This window comes from Psychrobacter sp. 4Dc (assembly GCF_002836715.1).
In the GTDB taxonomy this organism is placed as follows: Bacteria; Pseudomonadota; Gammaproteobacteria; order Pseudomonadales; family Moraxellaceae; genus Psychrobacter.
On the sequence record NZ_PJAT01000097.1, the window covers coordinates 36,224 to 53,448 of the forward strand.

13 protein-coding genes are annotated in these 17,225 nt (G+C 40.7%); 2 read left to right on the plus strand and 11 right to left on the minus strand.

Annotated features, from left to right (window positions below; all coding sequences use genetic code 11):
- Nucleotides 1-246: 246 nt before the first annotated feature.
- The 3 genes from thrC to fmt all read right to left on the minus strand — a co-directional run bounded on the left by thrC (nucleotide 247) and on the right by fmt (nucleotide 4,413).
- A complete protein-coding gene (thrC, locus tag CXF61_RS07845) occupies nucleotides 247-1,668 on the minus strand; it encodes a threonine synthase (RefSeq protein WP_165597800.1) in 1,422 nt (473 codons plus the stop codon).
- 46 nt (nucleotides 1,669-1,714) lie between these two features.
- Nucleotides 1,715-3,277 carry a transcription antitermination factor NusB gene (locus CXF61_RS07850; protein ID WP_165597801.1) on the minus strand — a complete coding sequence of 521 codons (1,563 nt, stop codon included), beginning with the start codon at nucleotides 3,275-3,277 and terminating at the stop codon, nucleotides 1,715-1,717.
- 65 nt (nucleotides 3,278-3,342) lie between these two features.
- A complete protein-coding gene (gene fmt, locus CXF61_RS07855; RefSeq protein WP_165597802.1) occupies nucleotides 3,343-4,413 on the minus strand; it encodes a methionyl-tRNA formyltransferase in 1,071 nt (356 codons plus the stop codon).
- A 327-nt stretch (nucleotides 4,414-4,740) separates the two neighbouring features.
- Between fmt and CXF61_RS07860 the strand changes: the two genes are divergently transcribed.
- The gene (locus tag CXF61_RS07860) at nucleotides 4,741-7,494 is read left to right on the plus strand and encodes a response regulator (RefSeq protein ID WP_165597803.1); all 2,754 of its coding nucleotides are present in this window, start codon (nucleotides 4,741-4,743) and stop codon (nucleotides 7,492-7,494) included.
- 105 nt (nucleotides 7,495-7,599) lie between these two features.
- On the opposite strand, the gene CXF61_RS07865 is transcribed toward CXF61_RS07860, so the two are convergent.
- From CXF61_RS07865 to rpmH, 8 genes are all read right to left on the minus strand, one after another.
- Nucleotides 7,600-8,274, minus strand: a complete 675-nt coding sequence (locus tag CXF61_RS07865) for a riboflavin synthase (RefSeq protein ID WP_165597804.1) — start codon at nucleotides 8,272-8,274, stop codon at nucleotides 7,600-7,602.
- A 431-nt stretch (nucleotides 8,275-8,705) separates the two neighbouring features.
- Nucleotides 8,706-9,761: a bifunctional diaminohydroxyphosphoribosylaminopyrimidine deaminase/5-amino-6-(5-phosphoribosylamino)uracil reductase RibD gene (gene ribD / locus CXF61_RS07870; protein WP_165597805.1), complete on the minus strand. Its 1,056-nt coding sequence runs from the start codon at nucleotides 9,759-9,761 to the stop codon at nucleotides 8,706-8,708.
- Nucleotides 9,762-9,874: 113 nt separating this feature from the next.
- Nucleotides 9,875-10,333: a transcriptional regulator NrdR gene (gene nrdR, locus CXF61_RS07875; RefSeq protein ID WP_057762240.1), complete on the minus strand. Its 459-nt coding sequence runs from the start codon at nucleotides 10,331-10,333 to the stop codon at nucleotides 9,875-9,877.
- A gap of 87 nt (nucleotides 10,334-10,420) precedes the next feature.
- On the minus strand, nucleotides 10,421-11,800 hold the full coding sequence (gene mnmE / locus CXF61_RS07880) for a tRNA uridine-5-carboxymethylaminomethyl(34) synthesis GTPase MnmE (RefSeq protein WP_165597834.1): 1,380 nt from the start codon (nucleotides 11,798-11,800) through the stop codon (nucleotides 10,421-10,423).
- Between the two features lie 289 nt (nucleotides 11,801-12,089).
- Nucleotides 12,090-13,772, minus strand: coding sequence for a membrane protein insertase YidC (gene yidC, locus CXF61_RS07885; RefSeq protein ID WP_160021025.1), 1,683 nt, complete (start codon nucleotides 13,770-13,772; stop codon nucleotides 12,090-12,092).
- A 215-nt stretch (nucleotides 13,773-13,987) separates the two neighbouring features.
- Complete coding sequence (yidD, locus tag CXF61_RS07890; RefSeq protein ID WP_165597806.1) at nucleotides 13,988-14,368, minus strand: membrane protein insertion efficiency factor YidD; 381 nt, start codon at nucleotides 14,366-14,368, stop codon at nucleotides 13,988-13,990.
- Between the two features lies 1 nt (nucleotide 14,369).
- Nucleotides 14,370-14,741, minus strand: a complete 372-nt coding sequence (gene rnpA, locus CXF61_RS07895; RefSeq protein ID WP_165597807.1) for a ribonuclease P protein component — start codon at nucleotides 14,739-14,741, stop codon at nucleotides 14,370-14,372.
- 179 nt (nucleotides 14,742-14,920) lie between these two features.
- The gene (gene rpmH, locus CXF61_RS07900) at nucleotides 14,921-15,055 is read right to left on the minus strand and encodes a 50S ribosomal protein L34 (protein WP_007394757.1); all 135 of its coding nucleotides are present in this window, start codon (nucleotides 15,053-15,055) and stop codon (nucleotides 14,921-14,923) included.
- Between the two features lie 591 nt (nucleotides 15,056-15,646).
- Here rpmH and dnaA point away from each other — a divergent pair.
- Complete coding sequence (gene dnaA / locus CXF61_RS07905) at nucleotides 15,647-17,086, plus strand: chromosomal replication initiator protein DnaA (RefSeq protein WP_165597808.1); 1,440 nt, start codon at nucleotides 15,647-15,649, stop codon at nucleotides 17,084-17,086.
- The last annotated feature ends 139 nt before the right edge of the window (nucleotides 17,087-17,225 follow it).

Sequence of the window (17,225 nt, forward strand, 5' to 3'; positions counted from 1 at the left end):
AATAAAAGTTTAATCATATCAGCAACTTATAAATAAAATTCTCATGGCGATTATAGGGTAACTGTTCAGTGTAATTGGCTAGAATAATTCCTAAAAAAGCGCCTAGCATGATGATGACTTGCTGACGCTGTTTCTAATATTACAATTATATCTACCATAACACAATCATAAACACTTTATTACAATGTTGTAACTTTTACGTGGATACTTTTCTTTGTTGATGATAAGCATAAAGACCGTAATTACTTAAGCAGGATTCGGTGTGACATGTTGGCGGATTTGTTTAGCGACCAGTTCAGCTTTGTTATCCAGTACCACTACGTGCTGCGGTAAATCTTCTAACCCTTCAGTATGCGCTGGACGAGCGATATCTATCTGACCGATAGCCTCAACGATAGTATCTGCAAATTTAACGGGTAATGCTGTCTCTGCACAAACAATAATTTCACCATTTAACTGTAGCTCTTTAGCGACTTTAATGCCGTCTGCAGTATGTGGATCAACCAATTCACCATGCTGATCATAAAGCGCTTTGATAGTCTGCAAGCGGTCGCTATGAGTAGATTTACCAGCAGCAAAACCATAGCGGTTATTAACTGCTTCCATCAAGTCAGACAAGTCAAAGCCTCGACCTGATTTTACGCCGTCAAATAACTCATGAACGCGTGCGCTATCTTTTTCTAATAGCAAATAAACAAAACGCTCAAAGTTAGATGCTTTTGAGATATCCATTGACGGACTAGAGGTTACATAGGTTTTTTCAGTCGGACGCGGCTGATAAGCACCTTGATTAAAGAAGTCATTTAAAACGTCGTTTTCATTGGTTGCGACAATCAGACGGTCAATTGGCAGTCCCATTTCGCGAGCGATGTGACCGGCACAAATATTACCGAAATTACCTGATGGTACGCTAAAGCTGACTTTTTCATCGTTGCTCGTCGTGACCGCAAAGTAAGCTTTAAAATAGTAAACAATCTGCGCTAGGATACGACCCCAGTTGATAGAGTTTACCGTGCCTAGGTTATAAGCGGCTTTAAACTCAGCATCTTGCTGTAGCGCTTTGACTATGTCTTGGCAATCATCAAACATACCATCGATCGCAATGTTATGAATATTGTTGTCGGTCAAACTATACATCTGCGCACGTTGGAACTCACTCATTTTGCCGTATGGTGACAGCATAAAGACTTCGATGTTCTCTTTACCTCGCAATGCATACTCTGCTGCACTACCCGTGTCACCACTTGTTGCACCGATGATTGTAATACGTGCGTCTTTTTTCTTAAGCACATACTCAAAAGCATTGCCCAAAAACTGCATAGCAACATCTTTAAATGCCAATGTCGGACCGTTTGATAATCCTAGAATATATAAGTTATCTTCAAGCTTGCGGACAGGAACAATCTCGTCAGAGCCAAACACATCAGCAGTGTAAGTGCGCTCAATGATATCTTGCAAATCAGCCGCAGGAATATCCGTCGCAAAACGCTGCATAATCGCCATCGCAAGCTTTGGATAGCTGAGCGTACGCCATTCATCAAGCGTTGCGCTATCGATGTTTGGATAGTGCTCAGGCAACATCAAACCACCATCTGGGGCAAGACCCATCAAAAGCACATCACTAAAATCCATTGGTGCTGTCTGACCACGGGTACTGATATATTTCATTAGATTGTCCTGTCTACAATAATGTTATTCAATAGTTAAAAACGGTTTATTCAGCAGTTTTTTGTAGCAATGCATAATAAAAACCATCGCCACTCGCGCTATCGATTGGCAAGCACTGACGACCGATTGCTTGTTCGATACCCCAGTTGCAATCTTCAGTAAACTCGATCACTACTGCATCATTATGATGAGTGATAAAGTCCTGCATTTGCTCGACGTTTTCTTGCTTTAAGATAGAGCATGTTACGTACAGCAGATAACCACCAGCTTTGAGTTGTGGCCATAAGTTATGCAAGATATCTGCTTGCAACAGTGCCGTTTGCTCGATGTCTTCTTCGGTACGCAAGATACTGATATCTGGATGACGGCGAATCACGCCAGTCGCAGTACAAGGAGAGTCCAATAATATTGCATCAAATACGGGTTCATTTGTCGCCGCTTTTTTATTTTTGCCATGCTGCCATCTGGTTGCATCTGCACAAACGATATTAAGTGCGACGCTTTTCTCTGCTTGCTGCAAGTCATGCTGGCTTAGATTCAAGCGCTGTAAATTCTCACGAATACGTTCGATACGTGGTGCTTCATTATCGATAGCCGTTACCTTGATATCAGTAATCGCAGGTGACGTTTCAGCATCGTCTTGTTTCACGTGAAACAACGATGATTCATCGTTAGCGCTCATTAGCTCTAACCAATGAGCAAGCTTGCCACCAGGTGCCGCACAAGCATCTAGAATATGTATCTCATTATTCGTATCAGGTTTTTCAGCACTAAGCTTAGCCATTAATGCTTTATTGATAATCGGTGCAGCTAACTGAGCATGCATATCTTGCACGCTAGCCGTTCCTAAAGCGAAATCAGGCAAAGCATTAACGGAAGTGCTTTGATGTAGTCTAAGACCTTTGGTTGATAGCGTAGCAGCGGCAGACTCTGATGAGTTCGCTACCTTAAAGCCAGTCGTTAGCTCAACGATATCTGCATCAATTTCTGCGCCATCCAATGCATGCTGATAGTCCTCTACCGAAGTAACCGCCGAATTCACTCGTAAAAACATCGGTGCTGGTTGGCGTAAGCCTTGTGTCAGCTCATCATACTGCTCGCTCCAATCTTGCTTAAGCTGGTAAGCAAGCCAATTTGGTAGACTATGTTTTTTATCGCACTTCTTACGGAATTTGCTTGGATTCTTAGCGACCTTACGCAAAATAGCATTCACCAAACCAGTCGAGTGAGCGAACTCAATCTCTTTTGCAGCCTCAACGGTTTCGTGAATGGCGGCATGGTCAGCTACTTCTAAGTAAAGCAACTGTACTAAGCCGACTTGAATGGTGGTACGCACCTCAATCTCTTCGATAGGGTTGTCTGCTAAGCTATCGAGCAAACGTGCCAACGCATGCCACTGGCGCAATGTCGTGAGCAGTAATGCATGGGCAAAGCCTTTATCACCATCGTGCAGACTGTTTAGCAATGGATCAAGGACGCTTGAGAGCGACTGACCGTTTTGGATAGCCAGTAAGGTACGAATCACACGCACGCGTACGCTGCCATTCATAATAAGATTGCTTGATGGTTTGAGCTTATTGTTTCTAGGCGCAGTACTGTTTTGTCTCATTAAATTTCATTTCCTTGACGTATGATCGATAGCGTCTTGTGCAAGTAGGTTAAATATAAGTAACGTTATTTTGTTTCTGACGTAAATTGATCACCGTCATTTAATTGGTTGCCATGGCAAACTTGTTCAGCAGTCATCGGCTTACCACCCGCAAACTGCAAGTGAGTAATAGCTAAAGTGGTGGCTGATGATTCAGCATCACTCTCTTTACCACAAGCGACTAAGATCGCTTTTCTTCCGACACTGATAACCGTTCCAGCAGGTTCATTGCTTTGCTGCGATGTATTTACAGGTAAGCTAGCCAACACTTTGACGCGCTGCCCTGCTCGGAAAGTATAAGCACCGGGCCATGGCGTCAGTCCACGAATTTGGCGTTCAATAGCGGCAGCAGGCTGCGACCAATCAACTTCGCCTTCGGTTTTGACTAATTTTTCAGCGTAGTTGGCTTGACTATCGTCTTGAGCGATAGCTTGATCTTGATAAGTGGGCAAATCCTTTAATACCGTACTAATGGCTGTCGCACCAAGTGCAGCCATCTTATCATGTAGGCTAGCAGCGGTATCATCAGAGGCAATACTTTCGCTAACTTTATAAAGCATGTCACCTGTATCAAGACCTTTGTCCATCTGCATAATGGTAATTCCTGTCTCATCGTCTCCGGCCAAGAGTGCACGATGGATAGGTGCAGCACCGCGCCAGCGTGGCAACAGTGAGGCATGAATATTCAAGCAACCATGAGTAGGCGTCTCTAGTACACCGATAGGTAAAATCAATCCGTAAGCGGCAACAATCATCACATCTGGTTGATAGGTGCGTAGAGTTTGCCTAGCAGCTAGGCCTTCTGCACTAGACTTTTTAAAAGTGACTGGCTGCTCTACAGCGATATCATTTGCCAATGCAACTTCTTTTACCGCAGAGGCTGACAACTTTTGACCACGACCTGCTTTACGATCAGGCTGGGTGTAAACAGCAACTATCTCTATATTCAGCGCTTCTTGCTGATTAACTAATGACTCAAGGCTAATAGCTGCAAACTCAGGCGTGCCCGCAAATACTACCCTTAATCGGTTAGTAGTTGGGGTATCATGGTCGGTAAGCGAGTTAGATGTATCAAAGGTAGGAGCAGTTGTAGTCATAATCATGCATTATATAAGGTTTATTTGTTCATTATAGGTGAGTTTACGGCGCAGTGCCATGATTGTAATGACCTCACTTCATGATAACCAATGACATTATTTGCCTTTATAATATCAAGAACATCAAACGCTCTGCTTATAGTTTTTACAAAACAATTTGGCGTTAATAACCACTCTCTGTAAACAGTAAGCCGTTATTCTGCTATAAATAGAAGGTAACACTAAAAATTTTAGGCAATTCAACTGCCGTATAATTCCCCTACTATATGTAGAAACCTCATTTTAATTTCACTATATTCTTTCGTGTCGAGATAGGGCCACGCTTTCATGCAACAGTTTCAGTCCTTACAGCGCTTATTGATTTTCTATACCTTGTCTCTCACGGTTATGTTACTGCTGTACTATGTCACAATGTTTGATGGAATGAAAAAACATAGTGAGCAACACAGCATAGATACTTTTTATTCCCTACAACATAGTATTATTGAGCATGCAGCGCCTGTAGATAGCGAAATAAAAAAAATCTTAGAACAGCCTACTTTTGATCAACTGAGTTATCAGCTGATTTTGATGATGCCTTCTGGGCAGACCTATATTCATCATAATACTCGTCCCAATGAATCTGCTTTTTCTACTGTTGCTTTCCCTACCATCGGCACTACCACTTTTAGCAGTAATGATCATAGCGCTTATACAGTCAATAGCAATGATCTAACAGGAATCATTACTCTAAGAAGCGGACACCAGATTTATATCGTATTACGCCACGAACCTTTTGTTGTTGACTGGATATCTTACCGTTATTGGCTTCCTTTGATGGTCGCCATCATACTATTCTTCATGGCATTGCTCTATATGCTTAATCGTCGCACTAACTGGGAGCAGTTACTGGTTTATACGGATAATTTGAGTAGCCGCGCAAAAGAATCTTATACGCCGCCGCCGTTTTTACAAAAGAAATCTACTACAGAGTTCATGCTGTTAGGTCATGCATTAAGTCGCGTCAGCTACCAACTACATAATGACTATCGGCGTATAAAAACATTGACTCATCGCTTAGAACGCTTGGTTGATCAGGCACCCTTACCGATGCTGATGAGTATACGACATGGTCAAATTAGTTTCTATAATCAGCGTTTTGAGCAAGTATTTACCCCTCCTACACAGAGTGAACAGAGCTATGAGCTGACTGATTTCGTTGAAGGGAAAGACGAGGCCACTCAAATACTGTTAAAAACCATCTCAAATTTACGCGTTACTCGCACACTGATAGTTTATGGCTTGGAGAACAAACAAGCCTACCAACTACACGCAACACCCTGGTTTGGTGAACATGGGCAAGTTCACGGTTTTACTGTGATTTTTAATAATGTTGATGAAATTTTCCATCAATCTGAACAACTACAGCTGCACAACCAACAACTGCAATTACAAATTGATGAATCAAACGAAGCCCAAGCATTTATAGGTCGTAAGTTAAGGTTACCACTAGAGAAGATAATTGATTCGTTGGAACCCATCGACCCTTCAATATTGACGGCTCAAGGCAAAAAGACTCTAAATACATTGATTACAACCAGTCAAAGCATGTTGACTGTGCTCAATGAGACACTAGCCACAGAGGAGATTGAAGTCCGAAAAACACGTCTAAGTATCGAAACGGTTGATATTTATAAGGTAAGCAAAGAGGTTAGCAATTTAGTCACAAAAGAAATAAGACAACAAGGGTTAGAATTGATTTATTTCTTTGCGCCGGACTGTCCTCGTTACATCGAAACTGATTACATTCGACTGCACCATATCCTATTAAATCTGTTGAAAAACGCTATTAGTTTTACAACATCAGGCTATGTCGCGCTCACTGTTGATCGTGTACCTGAAGATAAAGTAACGCAAATAAGTAATCAGGATTTAACTCCTAACAATGACACGACAGTGCCTGCGCAGACATCTTATTGGATTCGGTTTAGCGTAAAAGACACTGGAGCAACTATTACTCCTGAGAGACAAAATCAATTAGTCAATATCTTGAATCAAAACAATCATAACTTAGTTGAAGACAGTAATATTGGCTTGAGTGATGCCAATAGCTTTGCTCAGTTACTCGGCGGTTTCATCGAACTAAGTAATACGGTGGATAAAGAGACGATATTTAGCCTCTACCTTCCTTATCCTCAGACCACTTATCAATCGGTATATCATCGTTGTTCGCAGCTGCCCCATATTCACCTTATCGCTGTCATCAATCAGCCTCTAGTTGCTGAACATTTACAACGTTTGTGCGAGTACTTAACGATATCTGTGACTATCTACAGCACTTTAGATAGAGCCACTGTACAGCAGCTAAAAAACAAATTAAAACAAGATGAGCAAACCGTCATTCCTATCTTGTTATTAGATTATGAATACAGCGAATCCATCACCTTATCAGCTCATGCGAGCAACAAGTATAGCGAGCAACAAGAAGTGTTAAACGACCTAGTCGCTACGCCTTCACTACCGAAGATATTACTTAGCATGAAACTTGAAAGGCATATCCCTTCTACTTTACTAGGCCAATATGATGGATTTTTGACCAAACCCTTGGACGCAAGTTTACTACTGTCTGAACTGCTACGTTTAACCTTGTTTGCAAGGAAAACGCTAAACATACTGGTCAAACATCAATATGACAGCAGTCTATCTTTTGTAGAAGATACACCTAAGAAAGAAATCTTGTCTCCACTGATTTTGGTCGTAGAAGACAGTCCTACTAACCAAAAGATAGCCTGTAAGATGTTAAGTAAGCTTGGTTATCGTAGTATTGTCGCAGAAGATGGACAGCAAGCACTCGAGAAACTCAAAAGCCAACGTGAAGAAATTTCTTTGATTTTGATGGACTGCCGAATGCCCATTATGGATGGCTTACAAGCCACACAAGTGATTCGCTCGCAAGGTGATAAAATACCAATTGTGGCGCTAACTGCGAATAATACAGAAGAAGATCGCGAGGCTTGTATGCAAGTAGGTATGGACGAGTTTTTATCCAAACCCATTAGTAAGAAAGACTTAGAATCCGTTTTGCAGAGTTTTATACAATAAATCTCTAGTGCAAATAAAAAATACCCTATCGATATCACCTAATCAAAGTAATATCGATAGGGTCAAAAACTTGGTACGAGGATAGTATTTCGGTAAGCTTAATTGTTATTTCATAAACCCATTATCGGCCAGAAATGCTTCTGTGATTTGGCTTTGCGGGCTTGACGCATTCATACCCCCAGATTGAGATTTATTTAGTAGACGTTCTAGATAACGAGCCACGATATCTACTTCAATATTCACTTTGTTGCCTACTAACCAATGCTTAGCGATATTCGTCACTTGAGCAGTATGCGGAATGATATTTAGAGAGACAATATTGTCACGCACTAAATTGGTCGTCAGACTAATACCATCTACTGTAATAGAGCCTTTGGTCGCTGTATAGTGCGCTAGCTCTTGCGGTATCTCAATCTCAATATAGATAGAACGAGCATCTTGTTGTAATTTACTAACGACCCCTACTCCATCTACATGACCAGCGACGATATGACCACCAAAACGAGTCGTTGGTAGCATGGCTTTTTCTAGATTGACGGTATGACCTGCTTTTAACCCTTCTAATGCTGTTCTAGCAATAGTTTCACGTGAAACATCAACAGAATAGTAGTTACTCCCGAATTCCACCACGGTTAAACAAATACCATTTGATGCAATAGAATCGCCTAGCTTCACGTCACTGAAATCCAAGTCATCAGACTCTACTGTCAAACGTATGTCACCGCCTGTCGCCTGCATCGATTTAACTTTTCCAACGCTTTCTATAATTCCAGTAAACATATTACCCTCATCTCATTACAGTATTGCCGTTATAGGCGAATATTTTAGTTTATCAAATCATCTATCAATTCTTTATCACAACTTGTTCAAATAACTGACAGTGCAACATCGTTAGACTTGACCGTTAATAGGATAAATTGTGGATAAGTAAGGATAAATCAATAGAGGTATAGCTAGAAGTCGCTATAAATACATAGTTATCCACAACAAATAAAAATTTCACATGAAACCTATTTATTTACAAATAGACTGTTAAAGTATTGATTTGTATAAATATTTATTAAAACAATCGAAATATGAACATCTTTTGTGTTTCATGTGAAACAAAGTTATACACAGTTCCATGTGAAACACGTAAATCAACAATTGATTTATCCATATTCTAAGCTTTTTTTTATAATTTGTGGAAAACCTACTTATACGAAGAATATCTATAAAGGTAATAAGGTTAATTTGAGGTCTGAGCCAAGCTGTTGATGACTTTCTATATCAAACCGTAACTGCTGAGCAAGGGACATAGGATTAAAATCAACCATGGGACGTGCTTGCTCACCAAGTAAACAAGGTGCTTGATATACGATTAACTCATCTACCAACTGTTGACTCAAAAAGCTACCTGTAACACTAGCACCTGCTTCCACCAACACATCATAGCACTGGTGCTCACTAACCAGTTTCGCCAACAACGCCGACAAATCGTCTTCATGCCAATAGATAGTATCTGGATGCCGGCATAGCTGATAATCAGACTGTAGGCTGTGCTTTAAACGCTGACGCCTATCAAGTATGACTATTTTAGGATTAGGTATTTTCTCAGGTGGCACGTCCAATTGTTCTGAGCGCACATTGAGTTGTGGGTTATCAGTTATTACAGTTTCACTACCGGTGATAATCGCGCCACTTTGTGCTCGTAGTTTTTGTACGTCTTCACGAGCAGCTGTCGAGGTAATCCACTTTGATTCACCAGATGCCATCGCTGTACGGCCGTCTAAACTGGTCGCTATTTTCAATCGTACATAGGGCATCTGAGTGCGCATAGCTTTTAGAAACCCACGGTTTAGTGCCTCTGCCTGCTCTGTCAGGACACCGACTGTTACCTCAATACCAGCTTGCTCTAATAGTTTCACACCGCGACCTGCGACCTGCGGATTAGGATCTAGACCTGCAATCACAACGCGATTTACCTTAGCAGCAACCAGCGCCAGCGCACATGGTGGTGTACGTCCCGTATGACTACATGGCTCTAATGTAACGTAAGCAGTTGCCCTTGCTGCCTGTGTACCAGCCTCTTTCAGCGCAAATACTTCTGCATGTGGCTCACCAGCTTTAGGGTGAAAACCTTGACCAATAATCTGCTCTGCCTGAACAATAACGCAGCCCACTGCAGGATTGGGTCTAGTAGTATACAAACCGCGCTTCGCTTGTTCGATAGCAAGCATCATAAAGTAGCGGTCTTGTGCATCTTGAGCATGGCTTTGAATAGACATAAGGCTGGTCTTAATAAATGATTGAGTGTTCTATATAAGAAAATAAGGTTCGAAAGCTGATTAACAATTAGGAATTACTTATCAACTAGGGCTTATTTAAAAGCTTACTTCGCTTATTTTTCATTTGGACGAATATTGGCAATCTCTTGATGGAATGCATCGATATCTTGAAAGTCGCGATACACGCTAGCAAAGCGTACATAGGCGACATCATCCAAAGTTTTAAGCTCACTCATGATGATTTCACCCAAGACTTTACTACTGATTTCTCGCTCACCCATCTGCCTAACACGCTTTTCAATACGACTAATCATCGCCTCTTGTTCATCGATAGTGATAGGACGCTTTTGTAAGGGCAGTAAAATGGAACGGCGCAGCTTTTCATTGTCGTAAGGTTCAATCTTGTTGCTCGATTTGATAATCCTTGGCATGACAACTTCTACCATCTCAAAAGTCGTAAAACGTTCTTGGCAGCTGTTACACGAACGGCGTCGACGCACTTGTGCACCTTCCGCAGCAAGACGTGAGTCAATAACCTTGGTCTCTGACGCATTACAGTACGGACAGTGCATAGCATTTCCTTATTTTACGATTGAGAATAAGAACAGTGTTTCTAAGTTAGCTAGGTTTATTGGATAATAACAAAGACTACTTACCAGTTATTTACCAATACAAAAGCTACCAAATATCTTACCTAATAAGTCATCGGCGCTGAACTCACCTGTGATTTCACCCAAGCTCTGTTGGGCCTGACGTAAACTATCAGCAACCAATTCACCCGCTTCGAATACGGTTAATTGTTCATGTGCTTCTGCCAAGAAATTAGCAGTTCGTCTAAGCGCATCGAGATGTCTGGTACGAGCAATTAAGCTATTCTCTGGTGGATGAAAGCCTACTTTCTCACATAGTGCTTCAACCAAATTATCAATACCAATACCTGTTTCACATGAAACATTAACTTGCTGATAACCTCTATTCTTGATTTCAGCTTGAGTCTTAGCAGCACTTTCTTCTCTATTATTATCGCTCAATAAATCGCTCTTATTAGCAATGATAAGTAAGCGTTTAGCTTCTGGTAGTTCACCAAACAACTGTTCAGCAAGCTGCAAAGGTGTGCTTTCTTCTTCAACATCGCGAGTCACATCATAGACCATCAGCAGCATATCAGCCTGCGTGATGGCTGTACGGGCACGCTCGATTCCGATACGTTCCACAGTGTCTTCTGTCTCACGTAGGCCTGCTGTGTCAGTCAGATGTAGCGTCAAACCATTGAGCACGACTGTCTCTTGCAGCGTATCACGCGTAGTACCGGCGACATCAGTCACGATAGCACGCTCTTGCCCTGCAAGGCGGTTGAGCAAGCTAGATTTACCTGCGTTTGGCCTACCTGCTAGCACGACATGGATACCGTCGCGCAAAAGCTGACCTTGCTTTGCCGTTGCTAGAACTTGTTGTATCTTATCTTGCGTCTGCTCAAGTTTGCTTTGTATGACTCCATCAGACAAAAAATCAACGTCTTCTTCATCAGGGAAATCAATCGCTGCTTCAACATGCAAACGAAGATGAATGAGTTGTTCTAATAACTGGTTAATTTTCTGTGAAAACTCACCGCTTAGAGAGCGAATTGCACTACTAGCCGCGGCAGCACTGGTCGCATCAATCGCATCAGCGATCGCTTCTGCCTGCACCAAGTCCAACTTATCATTATCAAAAGCACGGTAAGAGAACTCTCCTGCACTTGCTTGCTTGGCACCTAACTCAAATACGCGCGCGAGCAATTGGTTTTGTAAAATAACACCGCCATGCCCTTGCAGCTCAATCACATCTTCACCTGTGAATGAATGCGGATCTTTGAAAAACAAGACCAGTCCCTCATCAATGACAGTGCCATCAGCCTGATAAAAACGACAAAAACTGGCCATTCGCGGCGTAAAAGCAGACTTACCTGTTAGAGCACATGCCATATCGTAAGCACGGCTGCCTGATAGACGTATGACACCCACACCCCCTCGCCCGAGCGGCGTTGCAATCGCAGCAATTGTGGCGAGTCCCGATGTATTAGATTTTTCAGAAGAATTAGGTACGGCTAATGCTGTCTCTAAGGAATCCACAATGACTCTCAATGTTTAAAAGCTCTATTATAGACGTCTGGACTCATACTGACAAAGCAAACTTTGAAAGGTAGCCGCAACAGATATATTTTCGTTTCAGTATTTATAAACTGGGGATAATGTTGATAAGCTGTGGATAACATTTACTACTTATCTACCATCTATAAAAAAACCACCGCTTGCGCGATGGTTTTTGGTGTTTCTGACAAAAAACTAATTAATCGACCACTTTTACCGTACGACGCTTCTGCTCTTCATCGACTTTCTTATTGACGATATATTGCTGAGTCATACTAAACAAGTTGTTGACTGTCCAATATAGAACCAAACCTGCTGGGAAGAACAGCATGAACGCAGTAAAGATAATCGGCAAGAACTTCATGACTTTTGCTTGCATCGGATCTGCTGGCTGTGGGTTCAGCTGCTGCTGTACAAACATTGATGCACCCATTAGCAACGGCAAGATAAACCATGGATCCATCGCTGATAGATCTTGAATCCACAAAATCCATGGCGCATGACGCAGCTCAACACTCTCTACCAATACCCAATATAAGGCTAAGAAAATAGGCATTTGCATCAAGATTGGTAGACAACCTGCCATCGGGTTGACTTTTTCTTCTTTGTATATCGCCATCATTTCTTGCGACATTTTCATACGATCATCGCCATGCTCTTCTTTGAGCACTTTGAGTCTCGGCGCAATGGCACGCATTTTAGCCATCGAATAGTAGCTCTTATTAGAGAACCACATTAAGGCAATTTTTACTAAGATAGTCAGTAAAATAATTGACCAACCCCAGTTACCAACAACCTTATGCACACCTTCCAAGATAGCAAACAAGACCTTTGATATTGGCCACAGCAGACCATAATCAACTGTTTTGTTAAGGCCTACCGCAACGTCTTTTAGCTCAGACTGAACTTTTGGACCTGCATACAGTGTTGCATTCAAGGTAACTTGCTTATTTGGTGCCACATTCACTGGTTGGCTATTGAAGCCGATAAAGTAATCACTACCTGTTTCACGAGTGAAGAATTTGCCAGTGAAGTTTTCAGGTGTCCAAGCAGATACGAAGTAATGTTGTACAATACCAACCCAGCCTTTATCGCTAGTGGTCGTCAACTCGCCGTCACTAAAGTCACCAAATTTCAGCTTATTATAAGGATCATCTGGTGTGCCCCAAGCGCCGCCTAAATAAGTCGCCATGCTCAGCGCGCCTTTATCAGACATGCCAGGATCTTTACTATCATCACGCTTTAATTGCGCAAACATCTGACCTTGCCAAGCATTGGTAGACGCGTTTTGGATTTGATAGCTAATATCGATTGGATATTTATTTTCAGTGAAAGTGAAAGTCTTGGTAATCGTCACACCGTCTTTCTTATAAGTAAGCGGCACTGACAACGTTTGCTGTCCATCTTCCATCACATAATTGTTAGCAGTATGGTTATAAGTCGCTCTACCTTCTGCTGTATCAATACCGTTCTGACCAATAAGTCCAGATTGAGCTACATACACACGGTTACTGTTGTTTTCTAACAATACGAAAGGCTTATCGCTATCGAGCGTTGCATCATACTGCTTGAGTGCAGCATAAACAATATCACCGCCTTCTGGATTGATTTTTATATCATAGCGATCAGTTGTTACCGTGATTAGACCAGCGTTTTTCGCAGGAGTCGCTGTCACAGCACTATTATCCACAGGTAATGTCTGTACCGGGATATCACCTGCTGCACCAGTAGTAGAAGGAATGTCAGCACCTACCGAACTTGTAGTTTCTGGCACCGCATCTACAGCTGGAGCATCGGCATAATCATCTCGCCATGCCAAAATCAGCAGATAAGCGGTAATTAGCATCGCAATGATGATCATCACCCGAAATATCTTTTGCATAAACCTTTCCTAGATTAAAAAATTAGGGAATGAAAAATTAGGGCATGTGTCATGACTGTACTACACAGCTGTCCTGTCACATTGCAACTGAATTAGTAGTCATTTACATAAAATGTGCATCATTTTACTAAAAATCTGTCTCAAATGATACCAAGAGTGTGGATAACTTGTGGGTAACTCAACAGAGTATCTATCTGAGACTAGAGAAAGCGACTTTATATTGATTTCATCAAATGATTAAGCTGTGAAACATAGCTAGTATTGTCTCGATAGACACCCAAACCCTGGGTGTCAGTATTTGGTACATTATTAAAAGATATATATTGATAGCTATAAGAAGCTAATGGTAAAGGTACAAAGTCTATGCCATGCCCACCTAACGGGTGACACCTACTAAGACGTTTTAACAACAACCAACCACCCTTACAGGTGCCATGCCATGTTAAAGCTTGCTTGCCATAATTTGAGCATGTCGGATAATAGCGGCAACGAGCAGGTATTATAGGACTAACTATTTTTTGATAAAAAACAATTAAATTAAAAAATAATTTATATAAAATTTTATTTATAATTTTTATTTTTAATAAAATATTCATTTTATTTTTTTTCTATTTTTTTAAATATATTAATTATTTGGGTTTTTAATTCTTTATTATCTATATTTTTAATAGGTTTTTTAACAATAAAAACAATATCTTTATTTTCCATTTTAAAAGCTTTGGTACGGAACTCTTCACGCACGTACCTTTTGATTAGATTACGAGCGACAGCAGTAGGTACTTTACGCTTGGTAATAGCCATACCGACTCGCGGCTGTGCATGCTCGTTGGCACGTACAAAAGCCATTAAATGACTCTGATGAATCTTGCGCTCAGGTGCGTCAAATACCTCACGGAAGGCTGCAGGGGTAAGCAGGCGTTGCTGTTTAGTGAAACTAGCTGCAGGTGTATCTGATAGAGTATTGGACATAGTACAACCTAGTAGGATAACGATAGAAGAAATAATAACAAATTATAGAGACAAAAAAAGCGCCGATGCGGGCGCTTTTAATATATGGCTAAGTGTCAGTTGTGATGATTGACTATCGCAATCTATAAACAATAGGAACACAACAAGCACTATTAGCCATGCTTATCGCAATCTACTGATTATACAGTAAGGCGATGACGTCCTTTAGCGCGGCGACGAGCTAAGACCTGACGGCCTTTTTTAGTTGCCATACGAGCACGGAAACCGTGAGTACGTTTACGCTTGATCACGCTTGGTTGGAATGTACGTTTCATAACTCACCTATCAAAATAATGGACTAAATTCGTAATAACGGAGGATTATACCATTCAGTATAGTTTTGGTCAATAAGCTAATTTGCTTTGTCCCAAAATGAGAAATAACTCATACGAACCTAGTAGAAATATCTCCCTAAAAACCTATTTCTAGTTAACCAAATTTTATAGTTATATACTCTATAATTTACAAAGTTATCCACAGTTTGGTTCAAACACTATAATAATAGTTAATTAATATAAATATAGTATTGTTATTATTGGGACCATGATTATCTGTGGTTAAGTCTATTTTTCTTTTTATTATCAATTTACTAAGCTATGGGTAAGCCTGTGGATAAACTGTGGGTTAAATATGGATAACTAGGTTATGAAAGTTATGCACAAAACTATCCACAATCTTATCCACAAAAAACAAGGTTTTATCCACAGGGTATCTGTGTTAAATTAGGCGCTACTTGATATACACCTTCGTATAGGATATCAGTACGAACTCTTTGGTTAGTTGTTACGTGTAATATCGAGGCTTAGGTAGCAGTTTATATTGCTAAAAAATAACTATTATTTCAGATTACAAGGTCAGTACTTTTCATGATAGACACAGCAAATATTTGGGATAAATGTCTAAACGATTTGCGTTATAACGTCAAAGACAACGTGTTTACTATGTGGCTGAGACCTCTGTCAGCTCATCAAGAAGCACAAACTTTGATTATTCTTGCTCCCAATGATTATTTTGTGACGTATATCAAGAAGAATCATCTTCAAGATATTCAGCAGTTGGTGACCAAACACAGTCAAGGTAGTATTGAAGAGGTCGTCGTACGTGTTGATAATACTGGCCGCAATGCAGAAGATAACAGTCAATCAGGTTCTTTGTTTGTAGAAGACAACGTCTCCCCTACCCCATCCGAACATAAATTTGAATCTATTCATCATAACAACGCAAAAGCAGATATCGACGCGAACATGCGTCATAATGAGCCAGTTGAGTCTGCTGATACAAAATCATTAAGCTATCTGAACCCCGAATTTACTTTTGAAACCTTTGTTACAGGTAAGTCCAATAACTTGGCTTACAAGGCTTGTTATGAGCTTGGTAAGCGCCAATCAAAAAATCGTCACAATCCTTTATTTATATACGGCCCTTCTGGATTGGGAAAAACGCATTTAATGCATTCTGTAGCTCATCGCTATTTAAAAAATAATCAAAGTTTTTATTATTTCACTTCTGAAAAATTTATAAATCAATTAGTTTATTCATTAAGAAATAATAAAATAGAAGATTTTAAAAAGAAAATTAAAAAAGTAGATTTATTAATTGTAGATGATATTCATGTATTGGCAGGAAAGACTAAAAGTAGTAATGAGTTTCTAACATTATTTGCAGATTTTACTAGTGGTGATAAACAACTTATTTTAGCCTCTGATCGACATCCCTCCCAAATGACAGAATTTGATGAACGATTTAGATCACGGTTTTCTTGGGGGTTAACAGTCGCTGTTGATCCTCCTGAAATTGATACTCGAGTACAAATTCTGCAGAAAAAAGCAGCCTCCTACGGGATGGTATTACCAAAGGAATGTGCGCTATTCATTGCACAAAATGTGGTGTCTAATGTCAGACGTTTGGAAGGTGCCTTAAATCAGGTATTTGCCAATGCTAACTTAACAGGGGCACAGATTACCCTTGAGATGGTGCAATACGCACTAAAAGATATCGTTGCGATGCGTGTGCAGGCAGTAAATATGGATAATATCCGTAAGATAGTTGCTGAGTACTATGATGTCACGGTCAAAGATATTATGGGGCGTAAACGTACGCGTAGTATTGCAAGACCACGTCAAATAGCTATGGCTTTGTCGCGTGAATTAACAGGCGATAGCTTCCCTGAAATTGGTCAGTCGTTCGGTGGACGCGACCATACGACGGTGATGCACGCTTGTGATAAAGTAAATGAGTTGAGAGCAGCAGATCCTGCGTTTGATAAGGATTATAAAACCCTAGCTCTGATGTTACAGGCAGGATAAAAGCGTTAGATATCGTTGTATTCTAGTAGATACAGATGGTTTATAATATCGAAAATACAAGTGCACAGATGCTCTGTAGATTATCGTTAGCAGACAAGGTATTATTAAGCCATTACGGCAAATTTTTATAAAAGAATCA